This window comes from Robertmurraya sp. GLU-23 (assembly GCF_052983275.1).
In genome coordinates this window covers 133,735-155,263 of record NZ_JBRKCV010000005.1, presented here as the reverse complement: position 1 = coordinate 155,263, position 21,529 = coordinate 133,735, and the positions used below count along the sequence as shown (strand labels likewise).

At 38.4% G+C, this 21,529-nt stretch carries 24 protein-coding genes; 13 read left to right on the top strand and 11 right to left on the bottom strand.

What is annotated here, in order from left to right:
* Positions 1–106 precede the first annotated feature (106 nt).
* The 5 genes from ACVBAX_RS11125 to fdhD all read left to right on the top strand — a co-directional run bounded on the left by ACVBAX_RS11125 (position 107) and on the right by fdhD (position 6,467).
* Positions 107–1,066 (top strand): aldolase catalytic domain-containing protein, encoded by a 960-nt coding sequence (locus ACVBAX_RS11125; protein WP_447117086.1) that lies wholly within the window; start codon positions 107–109, stop codon positions 1,064–1,066.
* A gap of 392 nt (positions 1,067–1,458) precedes the next feature.
* On the top strand, positions 1,459–2,730 hold the full coding sequence (locus ACVBAX_RS11120) for an L-lactate MFS transporter (RefSeq protein ID WP_447117085.1): 1,272 nt from the start codon (positions 1,459–1,461) through the stop codon (positions 2,728–2,730).
* A 54-nt stretch (positions 2,731–2,784) separates the two neighbouring features.
* Positions 2,785–3,144, top strand: coding sequence for a DUF2294 domain-containing protein (locus tag ACVBAX_RS11115; RefSeq protein WP_447117084.1), 360 nt, complete (start codon positions 2,785–2,787; stop codon positions 3,142–3,144).
* 145 nt (positions 3,145–3,289) lie between these two features.
* On the top strand, positions 3,290–5,647 hold the full coding sequence (locus ACVBAX_RS11110) for an FdhF/YdeP family oxidoreductase (RefSeq protein ID WP_447117083.1): 2,358 nt from the start codon (positions 3,290–3,292) through the stop codon (positions 5,645–5,647).
* Between the two features lie 19 nt (positions 5,648–5,666).
* Positions 5,667–6,467: a formate dehydrogenase accessory sulfurtransferase FdhD gene (gene fdhD, locus ACVBAX_RS11105; protein ID WP_447117082.1), complete on the top strand. Its 801-nt coding sequence runs from the start codon at positions 5,667–5,669 to the stop codon at positions 6,465–6,467.
* A 71-nt stretch (positions 6,468–6,538) separates the two neighbouring features.
* Here fdhD and ACVBAX_RS11100 read toward each other — a convergent pair whose 3' ends face one another.
* Positions 6,539–7,435 carry a LysR family transcriptional regulator gene (locus ACVBAX_RS11100; RefSeq protein WP_447117081.1) on the bottom strand — a complete coding sequence of 299 codons (897 nt, stop codon included), beginning with the start codon at positions 7,433–7,435 and terminating at the stop codon, positions 6,539–6,541.
* A gap of 172 nt (positions 7,436–7,607) precedes the next feature.
* Here ACVBAX_RS11100 and ACVBAX_RS11095 point away from each other — a divergent pair, with 172 nt between their 5' ends.
* The 4 genes from ACVBAX_RS11095 (at position 7,608) to ACVBAX_RS11080 (ending at position 11,235) form a co-directional block, all read left to right on the top strand.
* Positions 7,608–8,345: an SDR family oxidoreductase gene (locus ACVBAX_RS11095; RefSeq protein ID WP_447117080.1), complete on the top strand. Its 738-nt coding sequence runs from the start codon at positions 7,608–7,610 to the stop codon at positions 8,343–8,345.
* A gap of 58 nt (positions 8,346–8,403) precedes the next feature.
* Complete coding sequence (locus ACVBAX_RS11090) at positions 8,404–9,249, top strand: SDR family NAD(P)-dependent oxidoreductase (protein ID WP_447117079.1); 846 nt, start codon at positions 8,404–8,406, stop codon at positions 9,247–9,249.
* A gap of 81 nt (positions 9,250–9,330) precedes the next feature.
* Entirely contained in the window at positions 9,331–10,500 is a 1,170-nt protein-coding gene (locus ACVBAX_RS11085; protein WP_447117078.1) for an MFS transporter, read from the top strand.
* A gap of 27 nt (positions 10,501–10,527) precedes the next feature.
* Positions 10,528–11,235 (top strand): SDR family NAD(P)-dependent oxidoreductase, encoded by a 708-nt coding sequence (locus ACVBAX_RS11080; protein ID WP_447117077.1) that lies wholly within the window; start codon positions 10,528–10,530, stop codon positions 11,233–11,235.
* An 86-nt stretch (positions 11,236–11,321) separates the two neighbouring features.
* On the opposite strand, the gene ACVBAX_RS11075 is transcribed toward ACVBAX_RS11080, so the two are convergent.
* The 5 genes from ACVBAX_RS11075 to ACVBAX_RS11055 form a co-directional block, all read right to left on the bottom strand.
* Positions 11,322–12,044 carry a LutC/YkgG family protein gene (locus tag ACVBAX_RS11075; protein WP_447117161.1) on the bottom strand — a complete coding sequence of 241 codons (723 nt, stop codon included), beginning with the start codon at positions 12,042–12,044 and terminating at the stop codon, positions 11,322–11,324.
* On the bottom strand, positions 12,044–13,468 hold the full coding sequence (locus tag ACVBAX_RS11070; protein ID WP_447117076.1) for a LutB/LldF family L-lactate oxidation iron-sulfur protein: 1,425 nt from the start codon (positions 13,466–13,468) through the stop codon (positions 12,044–12,046). The genes ACVBAX_RS11075 and ACVBAX_RS11070 overlap by 1 nt, the downstream gene beginning before the upstream one ends.
* 34 nt (positions 13,469–13,502) lie before the next feature.
* Positions 13,503–14,219: a (Fe-S)-binding protein gene (locus ACVBAX_RS11065; RefSeq protein ID WP_447117075.1), complete on the bottom strand. Its 717-nt coding sequence runs from the start codon at positions 14,217–14,219 to the stop codon at positions 13,503–13,505.
* Between the two features lie 165 nt (positions 14,220–14,384).
* A complete protein-coding gene (locus ACVBAX_RS11060; RefSeq protein ID WP_447117074.1) occupies positions 14,385–15,095 on the bottom strand; it encodes a FadR/GntR family transcriptional regulator in 711 nt (236 codons plus the stop codon).
* Positions 15,096–15,213: 118 nt separating this feature from the next.
* Positions 15,214–15,705 carry a YajQ family cyclic di-GMP-binding protein gene (locus tag ACVBAX_RS11055; protein WP_119707212.1) on the bottom strand — a complete coding sequence of 164 codons (492 nt, stop codon included), beginning with the start codon at positions 15,703–15,705 and terminating at the stop codon, positions 15,214–15,216.
* Positions 15,706–15,866: 161 nt separating this feature from the next.
* Between ACVBAX_RS11055 and ACVBAX_RS11050 the strand changes: the two genes are divergently transcribed.
* Positions 15,867–16,751 (top strand): CvfB family protein, encoded by an 885-nt coding sequence (locus ACVBAX_RS11050; RefSeq protein WP_430773594.1) that lies wholly within the window; start codon positions 15,867–15,869, stop codon positions 16,749–16,751.
* Positions 16,752–16,767: 16 nt separating this feature from the next.
* Here the strand turns inward: ACVBAX_RS11050 and ACVBAX_RS11045 are convergent, their stop codons facing one another.
* Positions 16,768–16,899: a DUF3941 domain-containing protein gene (locus ACVBAX_RS11045; protein WP_447117073.1), complete on the bottom strand. Its 132-nt coding sequence runs from the start codon at positions 16,897–16,899 to the stop codon at positions 16,768–16,770.
* An 88-nt stretch (positions 16,900–16,987) separates the two neighbouring features.
* Positions 16,988–17,848, bottom strand: a complete 861-nt coding sequence (locus ACVBAX_RS11040) for a DegV family protein (RefSeq protein WP_447117072.1) — start codon at positions 17,846–17,848, stop codon at positions 16,988–16,990.
* Between the two features lie 127 nt (positions 17,849–17,975).
* Here ACVBAX_RS11040 and ACVBAX_RS11035 point away from each other — a divergent pair, with 127 nt between their 5' ends.
* A complete protein-coding gene (locus tag ACVBAX_RS11035) occupies positions 17,976–18,806 on the top strand; it encodes a YitT family protein (RefSeq protein WP_447117071.1) in 831 nt (276 codons plus the stop codon).
* Between the two features lie 20 nt (positions 18,807–18,826).
* The gene (locus ACVBAX_RS11030) at positions 18,827–19,198 is read left to right on the top strand and encodes a Gmad2 immunoglobulin-like domain-containing protein (protein ID WP_447117070.1); all 372 of its coding nucleotides are present in this window, start codon (positions 18,827–18,829) and stop codon (positions 19,196–19,198) included.
* A gap of 35 nt (positions 19,199–19,233) precedes the next feature.
* Here ACVBAX_RS11030 and ACVBAX_RS11025 read toward each other — a convergent pair whose 3' ends face one another.
* From ACVBAX_RS11025 to ACVBAX_RS11015, 3 genes are all read right to left on the bottom strand, one after another.
* Positions 19,234–19,413 (bottom strand): DUF3813 domain-containing protein, encoded by a 180-nt coding sequence (locus ACVBAX_RS11025; RefSeq protein WP_119707218.1) that lies wholly within the window; start codon positions 19,411–19,413, stop codon positions 19,234–19,236.
* Positions 19,413–19,565, bottom strand: coding sequence for a hypothetical protein (locus ACVBAX_RS11020; protein WP_162927704.1), 153 nt, complete (start codon positions 19,563–19,565; stop codon positions 19,413–19,415). The genes ACVBAX_RS11025 and ACVBAX_RS11020 overlap by 1 nt, the downstream gene beginning before the upstream one ends.
* Positions 19,566–19,683: 118 nt before the next feature.
* Positions 19,684–20,502, bottom strand: coding sequence for a Cof-type HAD-IIB family hydrolase (locus ACVBAX_RS11015; protein ID WP_447117069.1), 819 nt, complete (start codon positions 20,500–20,502; stop codon positions 19,684–19,686).
* Positions 20,503–20,679: 177 nt separating this feature from the next.
* On the opposite strand from ACVBAX_RS11015, the gene ACVBAX_RS11010 reads away from it, so the two are divergent.
* A complete protein-coding gene (locus ACVBAX_RS11010) occupies positions 20,680–21,486 on the top strand; it encodes an alpha/beta fold hydrolase (RefSeq protein ID WP_447117068.1) in 807 nt (268 codons plus the stop codon).
* Positions 21,487–21,529 lie beyond the last annotated feature (43 nt).

The window sequence follows — 21,529 nt, the reverse complement described above, 5'->3', positions numbered from 1 at the left end:
ATTCAGAATAGGAGAAAAATTTGACGGATTTATATGAATTATGATATAAGCAATAATATTAAAAATATTTTCTAATGAACGTAAACAATTGGAGGAAGTGACATTTATGGAACATCGTAGTAAGATTATAGACTGTACAATTCGAGATGGAGGCTTGGTCAATAATTGGGATTTTAGCGTTGAGTTTGTTCAGGACTTGTATAATGGTTTAAGTGAGGCTGGAGTTGAATATATGGAAATTGGATACAAAAATTCAGCCAGGCTACTGAACGTATCTGAGCCCAATCCCTGGAGATTTCTCGACGACCACTTCCTAAAAGAAATTATTCCAGAGAAAAAATTCACAAAGCTATCTGCTTTAGTGGATATTGGAAGAGTAGACCCTAATGACATCCTTCCTCGTGAGGAAAGTATCTTGGATATGATCCGAGTAGCGTGCTATGTTCGTGAAGTGGATAAAGGATTGGAACTTGTACAAATGTTCCATGATTTAGGCTATGAGACTTCACTCAACATTATGGCGTTATCTAGTGTACCAGAGCAACAGCTTATAAAAGCGTTTGAGTTGGTGAAAGAGAGCCCAGTAGATGTGGTATATATCGTTGACTCATTCGGAAGCTTAGATCCTAGAGATATTGAGCACCAAGTGAAAAAATTCCAAACTCTGATTCCTAACAAACAGCTAGGAATTCATACTCATAACAATATGCAATTGGCATTTGCCAATACGTTAACTGCGTTTCAAAATGGCGTTACATTCCTTGATTCATCTGTTTATGGAATGGGACGTGCAGCGGGTAACTGCAACACAGAGCTTCTCGTTAGCTATATTCAAAAACCAAGCTATGAGCTTAAACCAGTTCTTGGCGTTATCGAAAAGCATATGTTAGACATGCGTAAAAAGTGGGAATGGGGCTATATCATCCCTTATATGATCTCTGGTGTTCTCAATGAGCATCCACGTATTGCGATGGCATATCGTGATAGTTCAGATAGAGATAAATTTGTAGAATTCTATGACAAAGTAACGACACCTGAAGCTACTATGATATTAGAGTCAAAGTAATAAATATATTGAAATTTTTAAAAAAGGCCGATACTGGCCTTTTTTTATTCTCCTTGAAATTTATAAGTTTTATCACTATTATCAAAACAAAAAAGTGAAAAACTATTGTCATGGATGCGCTTTCGTGATAAGTTTAAAAGGTCATATGTGACATTTTTGTGAACAATAATAATTATGTTTTTGATACGAAAACAGCGACCCTGTTGATCGGTTGAAAATCTTAATTTATTTCGTTTTATGACAGTTGGTACTTAGCAGCGCTCCTGTATAAGGCAAACCGTTGTAATGATTCAGGTGAAGGTTCCTTATATAGGAGTCTAAATTTGGATTAATTACAACGGTTTTTTTGTTTTCTACGGGAGCATCTATGCATTGATGTAGGGGGAAAACAAATGAAAGCAACTAAAAATCGTTGGCTTATTGCATTATCAGCAGTTGGAATACATATTTCCATAGGTTCGGTATATGCATGGAGTAATTTTACCGCTCCCTTAAAGGACATGTTTGGGTGGTCGGATTCAGAGGTAGCCCTTACTTTTAGTATTGCTATCTTATTTTTAGGTCTCTCAGCTGCATTTTTGGGACATTTTGTAGAAAAGTATGGTCCTAGAAAAGCAGGATTACTTGCAGCCATTTTCTTTGGAATTGGTATTACTGGTTCCGGTTTAGCAGTGGATTTTGGTTCAAAGTATATGCTTTATGTGTGTTACGGAGCACTAGGTGGAATTGGACTTGGAGTTGGTTATATCGCACCTGTTTCTACTCTAGTAAAATGGTTTCCTGATCGAAGAGGTTTAGCCACTGGCCTTGCTATCATGGGGTTTGGGTTTGCAGCAGCCATTTCAAGCCCAATTATGAACTCATTGATTGAAACTGTAGGTGTAGCGAATACATTTTATATTTTAGGTGTATCATACTTTGCTATTATGACTCTTTCTTCCTTATATTTAGAGAAGCCGGCTGAAGGTTGGTTACCCGAAGGTTTTCAAGCGAAAATTGAAAGTGGGAAGGTAAAGCCAGCAATGGAATTATCACAGTTAACGGCGAATGAAGCAGTTAAAACGAAGCGCTTTTGGTATTTATGGCTCATGCTATTTATCAATATCACTTGCGGAATTGCGATCTTAGCGGTAGCGAAACCACTAGCAATGGAAAGCATCGGCATTGATATGGCAGCGGCCGCAGCATTGGTTGGGGCAATCGGTATTTTTAATGGCTTAGGTCGTATTGGCTGGGCTTCCTTATCTGATTATATTGGACGTCCAAATACCTATACAGCCTTTTTTGTTCTACAAATTGTCATGTTTTTCTTTTTACCACAAGTGTCCATTCAGTGGTTATTCATGGCCATGCTCATTGTCGTGTATACATGCTATGGAGGTGGATTTGCTTCTATCCCAGCATATATAGGAGATTTGTTTGGTACAAAGCAACTTGGGGCCATCCATGGATATATACTAACTGCATGGGCAGCAGCTGGACTAGTTGGTCCTTTATTCGCGGCATGGATTAAGGATACTACTGGCAGCTACGCAGGAAGTTTAACCTTCTTTTCCGGATTATTTGTAGTTGCATTAGTGATATCAATTTTAATAAGATCTGATATTAATAGACTAAAAGCAGAGAATGCCGGAAAGTTAGGCCGTTCTAAGGAAGCAGTATAATATCTAACAAAAATAGTGTAAAATAGGAAAAAAACGGTAAGTGAGTTGAAACGAGTGAATAAGTACGAAGCTGAGTTTAGCAATATTGTTCGAGCCTTTCGTAAAAAGCATATGGGAAAAGGTCCAAGCCAAGTTCGAACCACTTTCTCAAAAAGCTGGGCCATTTGTGAACTGGAGGGGAATCTATCTCCTATTGAAAAATTCATTGCCACAGCAGAAGATGGGCGCCAAATGCTTCGTTCTGCCCGTACAGAAATGGTGAAAGAGATTTATAAAAAAAATCACCCTACAGAGATGGAAGAATTGCTTGGAACAAAATTCGTCCGTGTGTTTGTCGATATCGATATTGAATTAGACATAGGTATGTCGATCTTTGTATTTGAAGATAACATTGAAGAGAAATTTAAAATGTAATAACTGTTGTAAACAGATTTGGAATGTTGGAACTTGGCAGCGCACCTGTTAAAGACTAACCACCTGAAGTTTTCGTCCTAATAAAAAGGAAGGATTTCTTCTGGTGGTTTTTTATATGAAAAAAGTGTAAATGGAGGAGTAAAATATGGGGAAAACAAAACATCCAGGACCACAAAAGAAAGCCATACTACCCGCACCAAAGTACTGGGTTAGTCCCATCCCATTTGGATTAGGAAAGATAAAACCAAAACATATCCGCGATACAATGAAGGTTGCTTACGATAATAAAGACAATTTAGGTTATGCCACTCGTATCATTACAGAGGGCGTGTGTGACGGTTGTGCGCTTGGAGTATCTGGCTTGTACGACCAAACCTTAACCGGTCCACATCTGTGTACGACCCGTTTAAATGTGCTAAGACTAAACACCATGCCAGCAATTAAACCAGAGATTCTTCATGCAGATATTGACGATCTTAAAAAATATGATAGTACAGAACTTCGGAAACTTGGTCGTATCCCATATCCAATGATTCGTCGCAAAGGGGAGCGTAAGTTTTCTCGCATTACATGGGATGATGCAATGGATATGATTGCCGGAAAGATGAAAGAGCTAAATCCTAAGCAATATGCTTTCTACTTAACATCACGTGGAATTACCAATGAAAACTATTATGTCGCTGCTAAAGTTTCACGCTTTTTAGGAGCGAACAATATTGATAATGCTTCAAGAATTTGTCACTCTCCAAGTAAAACAGCATTAAAACGGTCAATTGGTGTAGGAGCATCCACTTCGAACTATTTAGATTGGATTGGTACGGATGTACTTCTATTCTGGGGTAGTGTGGCATCAAATGCTTCACCCGTTTCATCTAAGTACATGCTAGAAGCGAAGAAAAAGGGTACAAAAATCATTGTTATAAATCCATACCGTGAACCCGCCATGGAAAATTATTGGATTCCTTCCAATCCAGAATCAGCTCTTTTTGGAACCAAGTTAGCAGATGATTTCTATCAAGTTAATATCGGCGGAGATATTGCGTTTATGCATGGAATTATGAAGCATTGGTTTGATATGGAAGCAGAGCAATATGGTTCGGCAATTAATCATCCGTTTGTACAAGAACATGTGAATGGTTACGAAGAACTTAAAGCAAAGGTACAACAGCAAACATGGGAACATATTATAGAATCATCAGGTGTAACAAAAGAGCGTATCATCGAGCTTGCTGAAATTTTAGCAAAAGCAAAAAATGCTGTCTTTGCCTGGGCACTTGGATTAACGATGCATTCCTTTGCAACAGACAATATCTCCCAAGTTGCTAATCTAGCATTATTACGTGGTTTCCTAGGTCGCAAGCACTCGGGGTTAATGCCGTTTCGTGGTCACTCCTCTGTACAAGGTTCTGGGGAAATGGGGGCAGATCCCTTTGTCTTACCGGGTGGGGATTTTTACGGTGAGAATATTGAGCGGATTGAAAAGCTATGGGGCTTTAAACTTCCGCGATGGCAGGGAGATATAGTTGGTGTCACTCTTGAAAATATTATGCTTCCAGAAGACCATGAGAGAAAGGTGAAGTTATATTATTTAAGTGGTGGTAACTTCTTAGAGACCATGCCTGATCCGATATTCGTAGAGAAAGCATTATCTCAATTAGATATTCGTGTCCACCAAGATATTATTTTAAACACTTCTACTCTAGTAGATGCACAAGAAGCGGTTATCGTGTTACCGGCTAAAACAAGATATGAGCAGGAAGGTGGCGGAACGTCAACTTCCACTGAAAGAATGGTCTATTTTTCTCCTGAAATCGAAGGAAATAAGAACCGGATTGAAGAAGCTCGTGAAGAATGGAAAATCTACATTGATCTGGCAAAACGTGTAAAGCCTACAATGGCACATCAGGTGGATTTTAAAGATGCACAGGCGATCCGTGATGAGATCGCATTAGCGAATCCAAATTATGACGGTATCCAGCATCTAAAGAAAAAAGGTGATGTGTTCCAATGGGGCGGAGCATGGCTATGTGAAGATGGAATCTGTCCAACTCCAGATGGGAAAGGGACATTAATTACAGTCGATATCCCAAATATGGGTAAAAAAGAAGGTCAGTTTTTACTAACGACTCGCCGTGGAAAGCAATTCAATTCCATGGTGTTTAGTGAAAAAGATCCGTTGAATGGATCTGACCGTTATGATGTCTTGATTAATGCGGAAGAAGCTCGTTTGCATAGGATTGCAGATGGAGAAGGGATTGTTGTCTATAATCAGCATGGAGTGTTTCAAGGACGTGCAAAGTATGCTGATATCACAACAGGGAACCTTGGTGTTCACTTCCCTGAAGGAAACTTCTTATTACCCAAAGGAAAATATGAAAAATTTGCTGGTATTCCAGATTATAATATTGCGGTAAAAGTAGAGAAAGCAGAACGTTTTAATGCTCGTAAAGATACACAATACCTGGAGAAACCAATTCCAGATCTAGAGACGGATGTAAGCTAATATTTAGGAGGGTACAGAAATGGACAATGAAATAGATGAAGTGACCACCACTAGAAGCATCATGAGATTTGACGGGAAGGACTTCTATGAACAAGAGGAGACAATAGCTGTTGAATTCCCGCTAACGGTGATGTTGGATGGTCAGGAATTTGCTACCATGGTCTGTACCCCTGCTGATATGGAAGAACTTGTTGTCGGTTTTTTAGCTTCAGAAGGTGTCATTCGAAAGTATGATGAAATTAAATCGTTAACGATAGACGATTCTAAAGGCTTTGCATATGTGGAGCTAGTGACTAAGAAGGAAATACAAAACCATCATCACTCCAAACGCTTTATTGGTTCATGCTGTGGGAAAGGACGACAGTTTTACTTTTACAATGATATGAAAACGGCAAAAACGGTAATGAGTAAAACAACGATTACAGGTCAAGACTGTCAGAGACTGATGACACTCATGCAAGAAAGTTCATCACACTTCCAGCAAACCGGCGGAGTTCACAACTCAGCTTTGTGTTCCAAAGAAGGAATCATCGTTTCAAGGACGGATATTGGCCGCCACAATACATTAGACAAAATCTTCGGATATTGCTTAATGAATCATATTCCATTGAAGGACAAGATTATTGTATTTAGTGGACGAATTTCTTCAGAGGTATTGTTGAAGACAGCAAAAATTGGTGTAGGAATAGTATTATCCAAATCAGCCCCTACTAACCTAGCACTTGATTTGGCTGAAGAACTAGGTATTACAGCTGTTGGATTCATTCGCGGTCAAGGGTTTAATGTGTACACACATCAAGAACGTATTTTAGGTGGATAAGATGAGACGCGCACGGTAGCCAAAAGTTTACCGTGCGTTTTTATTACTAAGTTCAAAAAAAACACCAACCTTCAAGAATTTGGGAATTTTCCCTGTATTTCTTTTAAAAACATCTCAGCAGCAGCGGAAAATACCTGATGTTTTTTCCAAACGATATTTAGGCCAGATTCGAGTCTTGGCTCTAGTGGTCTAAAACAAAGATTACTTTCACTAGATGTATTTACTATTTTATCAAGGGTTATGGCATAACCAATGCCTTCTTCAACCATAAGAGAAGCATTAAATGCAAGATTGTATGTAGTCACAACGTTTAATTTTTCAAAATCTTCACCAAACCAATCTGCAAATTCATTTTTAGAAAATGTCTGTTTAATAGCCTGTCTTGAACAAATTAGAGGTACATTAAATAGATCCGCTGCTTGAATGGTATTTTTGAAAGAAAGCGGGCTGTCTTTCCTCATAACAACACCCCAAACATCCTTGGCTGGGATATTGATATAATTGTATTTTGATAAATCCGCTGGTTGAATTAAAATACCAAAGTCAAGCAATCCCTTGTCAAGCCGTTCAGCCACATCGTCTTCGTTTCCACTGTAGAGGTGATAACGTATATTTGGATAACCTAATTGTAAATCTTTTACTACCCGTGCGATCTGTCTCATGGCATCTGTTTCCCCGCCACCTATATAAACATCACCACTAATTGATTCTTCCATGGAACTAAATTCAGCCCCTAATTTATCGACCATATCTATGATTTCTTCTGCTCTCTTTCGCAAGAGCATTCCTTCATCTGTGAGAATGATACTGTGACTACTACGAATAAATAGTTTTTTCCCTAATTCTTGTTCAAGATCCTTTATTTGTCTGGACAAGGTTGGCTGTGTGACATGTAAAAAATCAGCAGCAGCCGTCATGCTTCCTTCTCTTGCGACAGTAAGGAAATATCGCAAAACTCTTAATTCCATCGATCACTCCTCCTTTATCATGTTTTAGTATATACATTCTAGAAATGCCTATCAAGCATATCATGATATATGATATAAGTATTAGTTATGTACCGTGTGGCGCGCTAGAATAAGGAACAAGGGTAGGGATTACCGCCGAATAAATTCAAGTAGTGTGAAAGGGTGTATTAGTGTGTCTACTATTCAAGATAAAGTTGTTATTATCATGGGTGCATCAAGTGGGATTGGAGAAGCAACTACCATGAGATTAGCACAAGAAGGTGCAAAACTATTGATTGCAGCTCGACGTGAAGATCGCTTGAAAGCACTTGTTGAATCATTACCGAATGCTGACATTTCATATGCTGTTGCAGATGTAACAAAAGAAGAAGAAGTTCAAGCAGTTGTCGACCTTGCAATAGAAAAATATGGTCGTGTAGATGTGCTCTTTAATAACGCTGGAGTCATGCCAACTGCTCCTCTTTCACAAAAACGCTTTAGTGAGTGGCGTCAAATGTTGGACATCAATATCATGGGTGTTTTAAATGGGATTGCTGCTGTACTACCTATTATGCAAAAACAAAAATCAGGTCAAATCGTTACGACTGACTCCGTTGCTGGACATGTTGTTTTTCAGCAAGGTGTTGTTTATTGTGGGACTAAGTTTGCTGTTCGTGCCATCATGGAGGGCTTAAGAAAAGAGGAACGTGAAAATAATATCCGCAGCACGCTCATCTCTCCAGGTACGGTAGATACTGAGCTTCATTTAACTATTAATGACCCAGAAAGACGTAATTGGGTGGAAAATCTACAGCATGAAATCGGTTTAAAATCAAGCGATGTAGCTGAAGCGGTAGCTTACGCGATTAGTACGCCTGAAACAGTTGCGGTAAGTGAAATCATCATTCGCCCGACACAACAAGTGGATTAGTAGATTGTGGGAACAAGGAGTATTTTCCAAAGAAAAGTAAATCTAGGAGGAGATAAGTATGACTAACAATAAAAATGTTTGGTTTATCACAGGTGCTGGACGTGGAATGGGTGTTGATTTCGCAAAAGCAGCACTTGCAGCAGGATACCAGGTTGTCGCCACTGGTCGTAATACTGACAAGGTAGCCAATGCCCTTGGCGATCACGAAAATCTGTTAATTGTGAAGTTGGATATTACTGACCCATTAGATGCCGAGACTGCCGTGAAGTTAGCTGTAGACCGTTTTGGCCGTATTGATGTGTTGGTCAACAATGCAGGTAGTTTCTATGGTGGTTTCTTCGAGGAACTGACACCACAACAGATTGAACGTCAAATCACGACCAACCTCTATGGACCCATGAACGTCACCCGTGCTGTGTTGCCATTGATGCGTAAGGAGCGTTCAGGACATATTATATCAATTTCTTCTCTTGCGGGATTAGTTGGTTTTGAATACAATGCGGCTTACTGTGCTTCGAAGTTCGGTCTTGAAGGATTTATGGAGTCGTTACATCATGATGTTGCCCCTTTTGATATTAAAACGACCATTGTAGAACCAGGTTTCTTTCGTACCAAATTTTTAGAACTAGAATCAAAATTCCTTGCTGAGGCATTTATTGATGATTACGCCGAGCGTAATGCACAATACCATGCTTTTTGGGAAGAAAAAAATGGAAAGCAGGAAGGCGATCCTACTAAACTTGCTAAGGCTTTGATCACCATCGTAAATCAGGAGGAACCACCGTCTCGCTGGATCGCTGGTGCAGATGCCCTTGCTGGTGCCGAACAAAAAGTTGTAGAGCTTCAACAACAGATCAACGCCTATCGCGACTTATCTACCTCCCTCGCATACGAGGATGAGTAAACAGTCAAATTAATTGAGATAAAGCTAAAAAATATGGCCCCTAAGAATGGGGCTATTTATTTATAGAAAGGAGTTGTTACTTTGGCTAAACAAAATAATTTGTTAATTTTCATATTAACTATTGGAGTATTCGGTATCTTAAATACTGAAATGGGAGTTATCGGTATACTGCCTTCCCTTGCTGAACATTTTAATGTTAGTGTATCAAAAGCAGGGTTGCTGGTGAGTCTTTTTGCCCTTGTGATTGCAGTATCTGGTCCTACGATGCCATTACTTTTTTCAGGTATCAATCGGAAGAAGGTTATGTTACTCGTACTTGGTGTTTTCGTTGTAGGGAATATTGTTTCTATATTTACAACGAACTTCACTATTGCCTTAATTGCTCGTGTGATACCAGCCCTTTTTCATCCCATTTATTGTTCATTGGCTTTTTCAGTGGCTGCTGCCTCAGTTAGCAAAGAAGAAGCTCCTAAAGCTGTTTCTAAAGTTTTTATAGGTGTATCCGCTGGTATGGTAGTTGGCGTACCAATTGCTAGTTTTATTGCCAGTACAATTTCTTTACAAATGGCGATGGTATTCTTTGCTGTTGTAAATGCTTTTGCATTCCTTGCTACCTTACTATTTGTACCATCTATGCCTGTAACGGAAAAACTTTCTTATGGAGCACAATTATCTGTATTAAAAAAATTCGTAACTTGGCAGTCCATTGTAGCAGTCATTTTTCTAAACTCAGCCATATTCGGGGTTTATAGTTATTTGGCTGAGTATTTAAAAACGGTTACGAATTTGTCTTCGAATACAATTACGATTATGTTATTTGTATTCGGTGGCGCCAATATTATTGGAAATGTTTTGGCAGGGAAGTTACTTACTAAAAATGCCTTAAGTTCAGTAGTGTTTTTTCCTTTCGTATTAGGAGCCGTATATATCTTATTATTCCTTTTTGGACATTTATCCGTACCTATGGCGATCATTACTTTAGTCTGGGGCATCTTAGCAGGAGTAGGAGGAAATATCAATCAATACTGGATTATGTCTTCAGCTCCGGAAGCTCCTGATTTCGCAAATGGATTATTTTTAACATCGGCTAATCTAGGAACAACAATTGGAGCAGCTATAGGTGGATTGTTTATATCAAGTATGGGTACAGAATACGTTGTATTAGTGGGAATCCTATCTTTGATACTAGGTTCCGTATCTATTTTTCTAAGAAACTATATGTACAGCCCCACAAAACAAGTCTCGATATAATCAAAGAAAGAGAAAGGGAGGAACTAGATGACACATGTAAAACAAGTGGCACTTGTAACTGGAGGGAATCGAGGAATTGGATATGAGCTGGTCAAACAATTGAGTTTGAATGGTTTTAAGGTCATTTTGGCTAGTCGAGATTGTGAAATGGGTAATAAGGCTGTACAAAAACTTAAGGAGTTACATCTGGATGTTTCATGCATAGAAATGGATGTTTCGAATTACGAAAGCATTACGCAAGCTGCTGATACTCTAAATGAGATGTATGGAAAATTAGATGTATTAATTAATAATGCAGGCGTGTATTTAGATGAGAATGAGAAGTTATTGGCTATGGATCCAATTATTCTCGATAAAACAATGGCAACTAACTTCTTTGGTGTCTACCATGTTATGCGTTCCTTTATGCCCTTAATGGAAAAACAAGGATATGGGAGAATTATTACTATTTCCTCAGAATATGGGGAGATGAGCGAAATGTCCTCTCCAGGAGTAGGCGCCTATAAGTTGTCCAAATTTGCCTTAAATGGTTTGACAAGATTAGTAGCTGCAGAAACTAAAGGTGATATTAAAATAAATGCAGTTGATCCGGGATGGGTAAGCTCAGATATGGGGGGACCATCTGCCCCAAGAACACCATGGGAAGCAGCCGAGTCTATCCTGTGGTTAGCGATGATAGGACCAGATGGACCCAACGGAGGGTTCTTTAGAGATGGGAAACAAATACCTTGGTAGACGTTAGTAGTTGTGAAAATCCTTTCGAAAAAAGCCGAACACCCAAAAACTTGGGGTTCGGCTTTACTTGTTTTGCTAAAAGTTATTTATAAATCATCAATAAGGATATAGCTAGCTTTAACTGGGCCATGAACTCCAACTACTAAATTTAATTCAATATCAGCAGAATTACTTGGGCCTGTAATAAAATTTACACATGAAGCAACTTGCTTACCTTGTTCATGTATGGAACGAAGTTTTTGCGCAGCTTGCGTCATTCTCGGTACTAGAGTGCTTTTAGGAACTAAAACGATGAGTGTAGCAGGAAGAAAGCTCACGGTCCGTCCCTTATCCTTATCACTTAGTAAAACAACCGTACCTGATTCTGCAAGTGTTATTTCACTAATTGTGATTCCTACGTTTGCTTTTTCAGCAAAAGAGATGTTTTCCATTTCTTTGGTGTAATCCCATTCATGAATAGAAACACCTTCGCTTGGCCAAGTTTCATTCATAAGGGGAGAAAGACCCCACTTAGAAAAACGTTCATCCTTCCAAGATACAATGGGCCCACCACCATGAACGGCAACCGTTTCTATAAGTGTCTTCTCTAGTTCCTTGAGATTTGTTTCAACGAGAGTCGTATGAATTTTATCGCATTGTAACCTCAAAACTTCTACTAAGTCATCAATCGATGCATCTTTTAACACAAGATGTTGGGGCTGATGCTTCCAGTTTCGAACGGGTGCGTTTTGAATTTGTCTTTCACGACCAAGTGAGGTAGCAATTTGATTTAAAAAAACTTCTTTATTTTTTATTGTTCCAGTCATGATTATTCCCCACCTTTTTCCCGATTTTTGAACCAATCTCTAAATCTTTCCTTGTTTGGTGCAGGGAACTCACGAATTTCTGTCCATGCCTTTAAAGGGCCTACACCTTTAGAGATTTTGTCACCTGAAGTAAAAGGCAGCATGGCCGTCGGTGCGAACTTGGATCCGAGGTTGTAAAGGGAAGGGGACGCAGCACCCAAACCAAATGCCTTCATAGCTAATTTTTCGGAAATGGGTGCTTTCCCTTCTTTTTCAACAATCGTTTGTCTGTGTTTATGCAACAGCTCGTGCAAAGGAATTTTTACTGGGCAAACCTCCGTACATGCTCCACAAAGTGTAGAAGCGTATGGTAGTTCTTTATAGTCATCGTACCCGCCTAATAAAGGAGATAATACAGCACCAATCGGACCCGAATAGATGGAGCCGTATGAGTGGCCTCCAACATGTCGATAGACAGGACATACATTAATACAAGCTGCACAGCGAATACATTGAAGAATCGATTGAAATTCACCACCGAGTATACTAGAGCGGCCATTATCTACGATAACGAGATGAAAGTCTTCAGGACCATCAACATCATGTTCTTCACGAGGGCCAGTTAAGACAGTAATGTAGCTAGTCAGTTTCTGACCAACCGCACTTCTAGTAAGAAGACTAACCAGAACTTCCATTTCTTCAAAGGTCGGAACAAGTCTTTCCATCCCCATAACGGTAATTTGCGTTTTCGGAAGGGACGTGACAAGATCTGCATTGCCTTCATTCGTGACTAGACTGATTGATCCTGTTTCTGCAACGGCAAAATTACAACCAGTAATTCCTACATCAGCTGTTAAATATTCTTGACGAAGCATTTCTCTAGCATGCCATGCGAGTTCTTCTGGTTTTTCAGTCTTATTGTAGCCCAGCTTTTCCGAAAACACGTCACGAATTTGCTCTTTGTTTTTATGAAGAGCGGGAACAACGATATGAGAAGGAGGATCATGGTCATCAACCTGCAAAATATACTCACCAAGGTCGGTTTCAATTACCTCACAACCCGCATCTTCAAGACATTGGTTAAGGTGAATCTCCTCCGTAACCATCGATTTTGCTTTCACCACTTTTTTGGCGTTCTTTTCTTTAATAACTCCTCTGATATATTCATTGGCTTGTTCAGCTGTTTGAGCGAAAAATACGTGCCCCCCTCGCTTAGCAACATTTTCACTAAGTTGTTCTAAATAATAGTCCAGATGGTCAAGTACATGCTTTCTAATTTCTTCACCGTGTTTACGCCATTCTTCCCAGTTTCCTAGTTCAATTGTTGCGTCTAGTCTGCGTGTACCCATTCGTTCCTGCGCTCCAACTACAGCTCCTCGCATGAAAGAGTCTTGAATGCCTTTATCCACTCGCTCATTAAAGTTGGTTGTGCTAATTTTCATTGACATTTCTTTATCCCTCCCCAGGGTTACTTGTTTCACATTAGCGACTATTTAATATTTCGGCTATATGTAATACCTTAATTGGCTTTAAGTTCCGTTCAATACGCCCGCCAATGTTCATTAAACAGCCAGCGTCCGCACCAATTAAATAATCTGCTCCGGTTTCTTCTACGTGAGCGACTTTTTCATCAACCATTTGTTCAGAGATTTGTGCCATTTTTACGGAAAATGTTCCGCCAAATCCACAGCATTGCTCTTTTCCTGGTAACTCGGTAAACTCTAAATCTCTCACATTTGATAGAAGGACCATCGGAGCTCTTTTTACACCTAGTAATCTAGTCATATGACAAGAAGTATGGTACGTAACTTTCCCTTTAAAGCGAGCTCCAACATCTTCTATTTTCAATACATCAACAATAAATTGAGTTAATTCATATGACTTGGAAGAGAGTTCCTTTGCTTTCGGGCCCCAAACCGGATCATCTTTGAAAATATGCTCATACTCATGAAACATGGCAACGCAGGAGCCTGAAGGGGAAACGATATATTCGGCATGTGAAAACGTGTTAATCATTGTCTTCATTGCTTCCTTTGATTCTTTTACATATCCGCTATTGTAGGATGGCTGACCACAGCAAACTTGAGCAGTTGGGAAATCAATTTCACAGCCTAAATGCTCTAGCAATTCAACCGTTGCTTTTCCTACATTGCTTTGAAACATATCAACAAGGCATGTGGCAAAAAGGGTAACTTTCATGATTGTTTGTCTCCTATCCCCTTAAAAATCAGGTCATCTGATGACCTGTTCAAAATAGATTAATTAATAACAATAATACTATATTTATAGTATTTCTTGAAAGGGATTACACGAAATTTTCTAAAAAAATGCACTTCATTCATTTTTATTAGAAGTGCATGAAGGTTATTTTAAGTATTTATAAAGAACACTCTCTACATTTTCAAGATGATCTAGCATAAGTGCACGTGCTTTTTCTCCGTTTTGTTCTTTTATTGCTATATAAATATTGTGATGCTCTTCATACAGACGGTCAACAGTGATTTGTTCAGAAAAGAGCCAAAGACGAAGTGTTTCCTTAATGGTCTCACCAATAAGCCCTGATACATGGTTCATTAAATTTACAAGTAAAGGATTTTGAGTGGCTTCGGCGATCGACAAATGAAAGGCAAGATCTGCTTTTTCATTAAGCTCTTCATTTCCGCTAGCGAGCTGCATTTCTTTAAGAGCGGCTTCGATGGTTTGCAAATGTTCCTCTGTTCTTTTTTGAGCGGCTGTGTAACATGTTCCAGCTTCTAGAATTTTTCGGACCTCGAGTAAATTTTGAGTATCCTGTAAGTTCATTAATATAGCGGTAGAGAGGGGAAGACTTACTTGTCCCGATTCAAACTCCTTTACGTATGTTCCTTCGCCTTGCCGAATTTCTATTAATCCCATAGTACGTAAAGCGGTTAAGGCTTCTCGAATGGTTGAGCGTCCAACCTGAAAGTTTTCGGCTAGTTGTTGGACGGAATCGAGCTTATCGCCAGGCTTAAATTGTCCTGCCCTAATCATATCGTGTATGGCATCAGCAACTTCTTCATAAATTTTTTTCGGTTTTATCTTTTTGTAATTCAATCGATGAGCCTCCAAAACTGTTCTTTTATTTAGTATACAACTTTTTGAGAGGAAAAAAGGAAACAGAATGTGAGGCATATGAAAAAAATCTGCCGGAGTTGTCGGCAGATTTATTATACTAGCGATAGTTTGTAAATTGTACTTCTACGGTTAAGTCTGCTTCTTTTACAAGAGCAATAATCTTTTGAAGATCATCACGATTTTTACCAGTGACGCGAACTTGATCATCTTGAACTTGGCTTTTTACCTTTACGCCACTATTTTTTATAATCGTATTAATTTTTTTGGCATTTTCTTTATCAATTCCTTGAACAAGCTTGGCACGTTGTCTGACGGTTCCGCCAGAAGCCCCTTCAAGCTTCCCATAATCGAGATTACCGATTGGGACTCCACGTTTAATTAATTTACTTAGCAGCACATCTTTGAGTTGATCTAGTTTATACTCGTCATCAGAAATAAGGACTAATTCTTCCTTATCCAGTGATACTTCACTCTTACTCCCCTTAAAATCATAACGAGTAGATATTTCTTTCATCGTTTGTGTAATGGCGTTTGTTACTTCTGAAAAGTCAACTTTTGATACAATATCGAATGAACTTTCTTTAGACATATAAGCCTCCTACAATTAAAAAAATTTTATGTATCTTTTATTCAGTTTCCCTTTATGGGTTCATTATAGTAAAATATAGCAGTTCAAACAACTTTCTCGCCGTTTTATAAACGATAGATAAGGTTAATGTATAGATATAGATAAATTTTAGGAGGTAGTGTATGTCACTAACTGATTACATTGGACAGGTCACAACCCTGAAGGTAGCAAGGAAAGCTGCATTTGGTTATTTTTTAACCAATGGGGAAGAAGACGTTCTTTTACATGAAAATGAAATGGTTGAAAATACGGAATTAACGGAGGACCAAGAAATTGAGGTTTTCCTTTATATCGACTCTCGTGATCGTATTACTGCATCAACTTACATCCCAGAAGTTCAAGTCGGCAAGTATGGCTGGGCGAAGGTGGTCGAAGTAAAGCCTGGAATTGGTGTGTTTATTGATATTGGAGTAAAAAAGGATGTGTTATTAGGAGAAGAGGACCTTCCAGTACATACGTCTGTTTGGCCAAATGTGGATGATCTTTTATACATTACACTTCGGGTAAATAAAAATAACCGAATTTATGTAAAAGCTGCGACTGATCCTATTATTACAGACATTAGTATTAAAGCTACATCAAAGGATTTTAATAAAAATATTCAAGGTCATGTGTACAGAACTGCTAAGGTAGGCACTTGGGTGTATACGGTAGAAGGGTTTAAAGGCTTTGTTCACGAGTCGCAGCGGAAAGTGGAGCCTAGACTGGGTGAAAAAGTAGAAGGCCGAATTATAGATGTGAAAGAAGATGGAACCGTTAATATTTCTTTAATTCCTCGTAAACAGGAAGCTCTCGACGAGGATGCACATAAGATTTATGAGTATCTCCTGCTAAGAAATGGGGCCATGCCTTATAGTGATAAGAGTATGCCAGAGGACATTCTAGAACGATTTGGATTAAGTAAAGCTGCTTTTAAGCGTGCATTAGGAAAATTGATGAAGAATGGGTTAGTTTATCAAGAGGATTTTTGGACGTATAAAAAAGAAGAAAAAAATGACGTGGAGTAACCACGTCATTTTTCTATTACAAGTGATCTGTCTTTTTCGAAAATGATTTTTTTCCTGCTGTTTTATTCTTTTCTTCTAACATGTTTTTTTCATGTCTGCGTGCATTTTTGTCTTGTGCTTTTTTATCATTATCTGAAGTATGTGGCATAACATAAATCCCCTTTCCTAGATAAAACATTCTGCCTCATATTACAAGGCTTCTTTTAGTTTCTGTTGGAAAAGAAGAAGTATGCAGGTTAGGAATGAAGCTTATTTTGAAAGAATATGGCAATCGTTCCTGGTCCTGTATGTGACCCAATTGCAGCCCCAATATCTGAGATGTAAACATCTTGAGGTGAGAACTCTTCAATGATCATGGTTCTCATGTCATCCGCGCTTGCTTTATCATCCGCATGACTAATTCCGATCACTTGCTTATCTAAAGACTCTCCACGTTCTTTCATGACTTCAATGATACGACGCATTAATTTTTTCTTTCCACGTATTTTCTCAATTGGGACGAGTTTCCCATCTTCCACATTTAAGAGAGGCTTAATATTTAATAGACCTCCAACGAAAGCAGAAGCCTTAGAAACTCTTCCGCCTTTAGCTAAATGGTCAAGATCATCAACAGAAAAAAGATGCTCCATATGCTTACATAGAAATTCTGAAGACTCAATAACCTGTTCCTTAGTAGCACCATTTTTTAAGAGGTTGGCTGCCTTCATAACAACCAATCCACATCCTAGTGATGCACATTTTGAATCAATAATGGTCAAGTCAAGATTTGGATATTGTTCTTTCACTTGGTCACGTATCATCACCGCTGTTGAATACGTTCCTGATAATTCGGAAGAAAAAGCTATGTATAGACCAGATTCGTTATTTAAAGCTAACTCGGTAAAGTGTTTTTCAAATACAGATGGTGACACTTGAGATGTTTTGGGAAGATCTCCGTTTCGAATGGACTCGTAAACGGTTTCGGGATTAATGGTTAGTAAATCTTCGAACTCGTGCTCCTTTACATGTACCTTCAGAGGTAACATGGTGACATTATGTTCAGCAAAAAAGTTAAGCGGCAAATCGCTAGCAGAATCAGCCATTAATTTAATCGACATGCCTATCACACTCCAATAACTCTGTAATCTTTTCTTTAGTTTAAAGAAATTATAAGCGAATTACAATTAAATGCAGAGGAGTTTGCTCATAATAGGAAAAATAGAGTTTTCGAGGAGGGGAAAGTCATTGATTTATCTGCATACAAAAAAAATAATCATTGTAACCATCGGAGCAGCATTAAATGCAGTGGCAATGAATTTTTTCTTAATCCCGGCTAATGTGTACTCCAGTGGTTTTGTGGGAGTAGCACAGCTATTGTCTAGTGTATTTGGAAATTTCATGACAACTGGGGTTTGGTTATTTATTCTTAATCTTCCTGTTACCATCTTAGCCTGGAAAAAGGTAGGACGATCATTCACGGTATACAGCTTTATCAGTGTATTTCTAATGTCTTTTTTCTTAGAAATCGTTCCCATTATTAATGTTTCAAAGGATATTTTACTGAATGCGGTATTTGGTGGAGTGATTGCCGCAGTTGGAACAGGAATCACCTTAAAGTGGGGAGCTTCTACTGGGGGAATGGATATAGTAGCAATGGTTTTATCGAGAATGAAGGATAGACCAGTGGGAACCTATTTCTTTATTTTAAATGGAGCCATTATTGTTACTGCAGGATTTTTATACGGGTGGGAAAAGGCCTTATATACGTTAGTTACTTTATACGTGTCTACAAGGGTGATTGACACGATTCACACTCGTCATGAAAAGCTGACAGCCATGATTATTACGAAAAAGTCGGAGGAAATGAAACAGGCTATTCATTCAAGGCTTGTTCGAGGGATTACAACGGTACCTGCAAAAGGTGCATTTACCAATGAAAATAAAGAAATGCTAATAACAGTCATTACGCGCTACGAATTGTTTGATCTTGAACGAATTATTAAGTCAGTAGATCCTAATGCTTTTACTAATATTGTTCAAACAGCAGGAATTTTCGGCTTTTTTAGAAGGGAATAACTAAAATAGGAGGGAAAATCATGAAAAAATTGCTTTTATTGATCACCATTGTGTTTATGTTCATTCCATCCATTGGCTATGCAAAAGAAGAATCTGCATTTAAAAATATTGTCGTAGATGGGGGAAGTGGAAATTACAAAGTACGAGGAGATGCTCATATTGGTAAAAATTATTTTTATTACTCCGTAGAAGACGGACATACACAATTTATCGAGGAAACAAAAATACAAACAGGAAAAGCCTTTGGTGACGCTTATCCTTTTGTTATTACTGTCTCCATCCCAAAGGAGAAACTTCCGAAAAATGGTACCTTGATAATGAATTTGTTTACGAAATCCGAAAAGGGTGAAAACCAACAATCCCGCCCAGTAGTTTTAGAAGTGTTTGAATAAAAAAAGAAGGCTGACGAACTCGTCAGCCTTCCTTTTTATATATCTAGCTCGTTTTGCATTTCTCGCAGCTGCGCTTGTTCAGCTACAGTGGAGTTAGCATATGCAGAAGATAAAGCATTTTTGGCTCGTGATATCGCTTCATACTGGCCGCTACCCGTTGCGTTTTTGGCAAGGTCAACTGCTTTTCTGGCTTCGATAAATAGTCTGTTTCCCATTATATTCCACCAAGTGATGATTCTTTCACATTTGCCATTTTTTGTGCTTCTGCTTCTGCATACGTTGTGTGATATGGGATACGATCGTCATGCTTGGATACTGCATCTACACCTTGTTGTACAAAGCGTTTTGATTTATTGCGTTTACCCATTGCAAATCCCTCCATATCCGAGCTATTTTGAAGTAACAGTCTTGCTACCTCAAGTGTTAGTATGCTCACTAATTTGCTCGCTTACTAGAATAAAAAATGGGAGGGTTTGTATATATTGTTACAATGCTTTTAAGTTTAAATAATCATTTAAGTAGATAGCAATTCCATCTTCCTCATTCGTAAGTGTAACCTCATTCGCGAGGGTTTTTAGTTGCTCAATGCCATTGCCCATTGCTACACCAAGGCCAGCATACTCAATCATTTCAAAATCATTATCCTCGTCACCAAATGCAATAATTCTTTCCTTAGGAATTTGTAGGAACTCCGATACTTTTTTAAGTCCAACTGCTTTGCTTAAACCTGATTTCACAATTTCAATCACGTGCCAAGGATCAGCCCAACGACGATGATCAATCACCTCTGCATGCACATCTGATAAATGCTTTCGAATGTTCTGTACCTGCTCTTCTTCGGCGTGTATCAGCATACTAGTTGGTGACTCTTTTAGGAACCTTCGTAAATCACCTGTTGTTATATTTGGTTTTCCTAAACCGAAAATATCCAGAAGTTTTTCATCGTGGTAATGAAAATACACATCATCTATGACTTCAGCAATAATATTGTGAAAGGAAAAAGAGTCTAGTGCCTCAACAATATCCTTTGCCACTTCTATATCTAAAGGCGTATGATACGCTCCCCACTGGTTAGAACGGGGGTGATGAATAAATGCACCGTTAAAATTTACAATTGGAGTCGTAAGGTTTAATTCATGGTAATACATTTCGCTTGAGCGGAATGGCCTTCCCGTAGCAATCATAATCTCATGTCCTTGTTCTCTGGCGCTGTTAAGGACTTTTTTCGTTTTTTCAGAAATGGTCTTATCGTCTTTTAATAAAGTACCATCAAGGTCTAAAGCAATTAAATGTTTTTCTCTCATGTCTATCCCTCGATTCATGACGTAGTAGGTTAAGTGTAAACCTTTAGGAAAATACTTGTCCACATGATACACTAAAATATAGAAATTCTTAATAAAAGAATGTTGTAGCTATTCTTATGTTAACAATATTGCTTCCCTTCTGTAAAAAAATTCAACTTATTATTGGAGGTTTTCTTTGTGATTTCTGTTGAAAATAAACAAATAGGGGAGATTCCATTATTACATTTGGCTCGCACGAACCTTTTTGATAAGAAGCTCCCTCTCGTGATTTTTATACATGGGTTTATGAGTGCTAAGGAACATAATTTACATTATGCTTATTTACTGGCTGAAAAAGGGTTTCGTGTGTTACTACCAGACTGTCTGTATCATGGGGAGAGACAGACGGAAGAAACTCGTTCCCATTTGCAGTTTCATTTTTGGGAGATAGTTTTACAAACCATTTCAGAACTAAAGAATCTGAAGAAGTATTTTGAAGTAAGTCAGTTGATCGATTCTGAAAGGATTGGAGTTGTTGGAACTTCAATGGGAGGAATTATTACTCTAGGTGCATTAACAAACTATCCATGGATTCATACTGCTGTAAGTCTAATGGGTATGCCTTACTATGAAAAACTTGCTAAAGCGCAAATTGCAGAGCTGAAAAATCAGGGAAAAGAACTGCCGATTGAGCAGTCAGCTATTGATGAATTATTTGGTCGTCTTCGAGAAAGAGACTTAAGCCAACAACCGGAAAAATTAATGGGAAGACCACTTTTATTTTGGCATGGGAAAAGGGACAATATTGTTCCGTATTCATATGCGTATGATTACTACGAAAGCATTAAGAAACATTATCAACAAACCCCTCAGTTACTACATTTTATTAGTGACGAAAAGGCGGATCATAAGGTCAGCAGAGAAGGGCTGTTAAAAACCGTTGAGTGGTTTGATAAGCATTTACTTTCATCAAGTATGATGTACGTCACTTCAGCAGAAAAATAATCATTATATTATAACTTATGTAAACCATTTTGTTATCATGTAA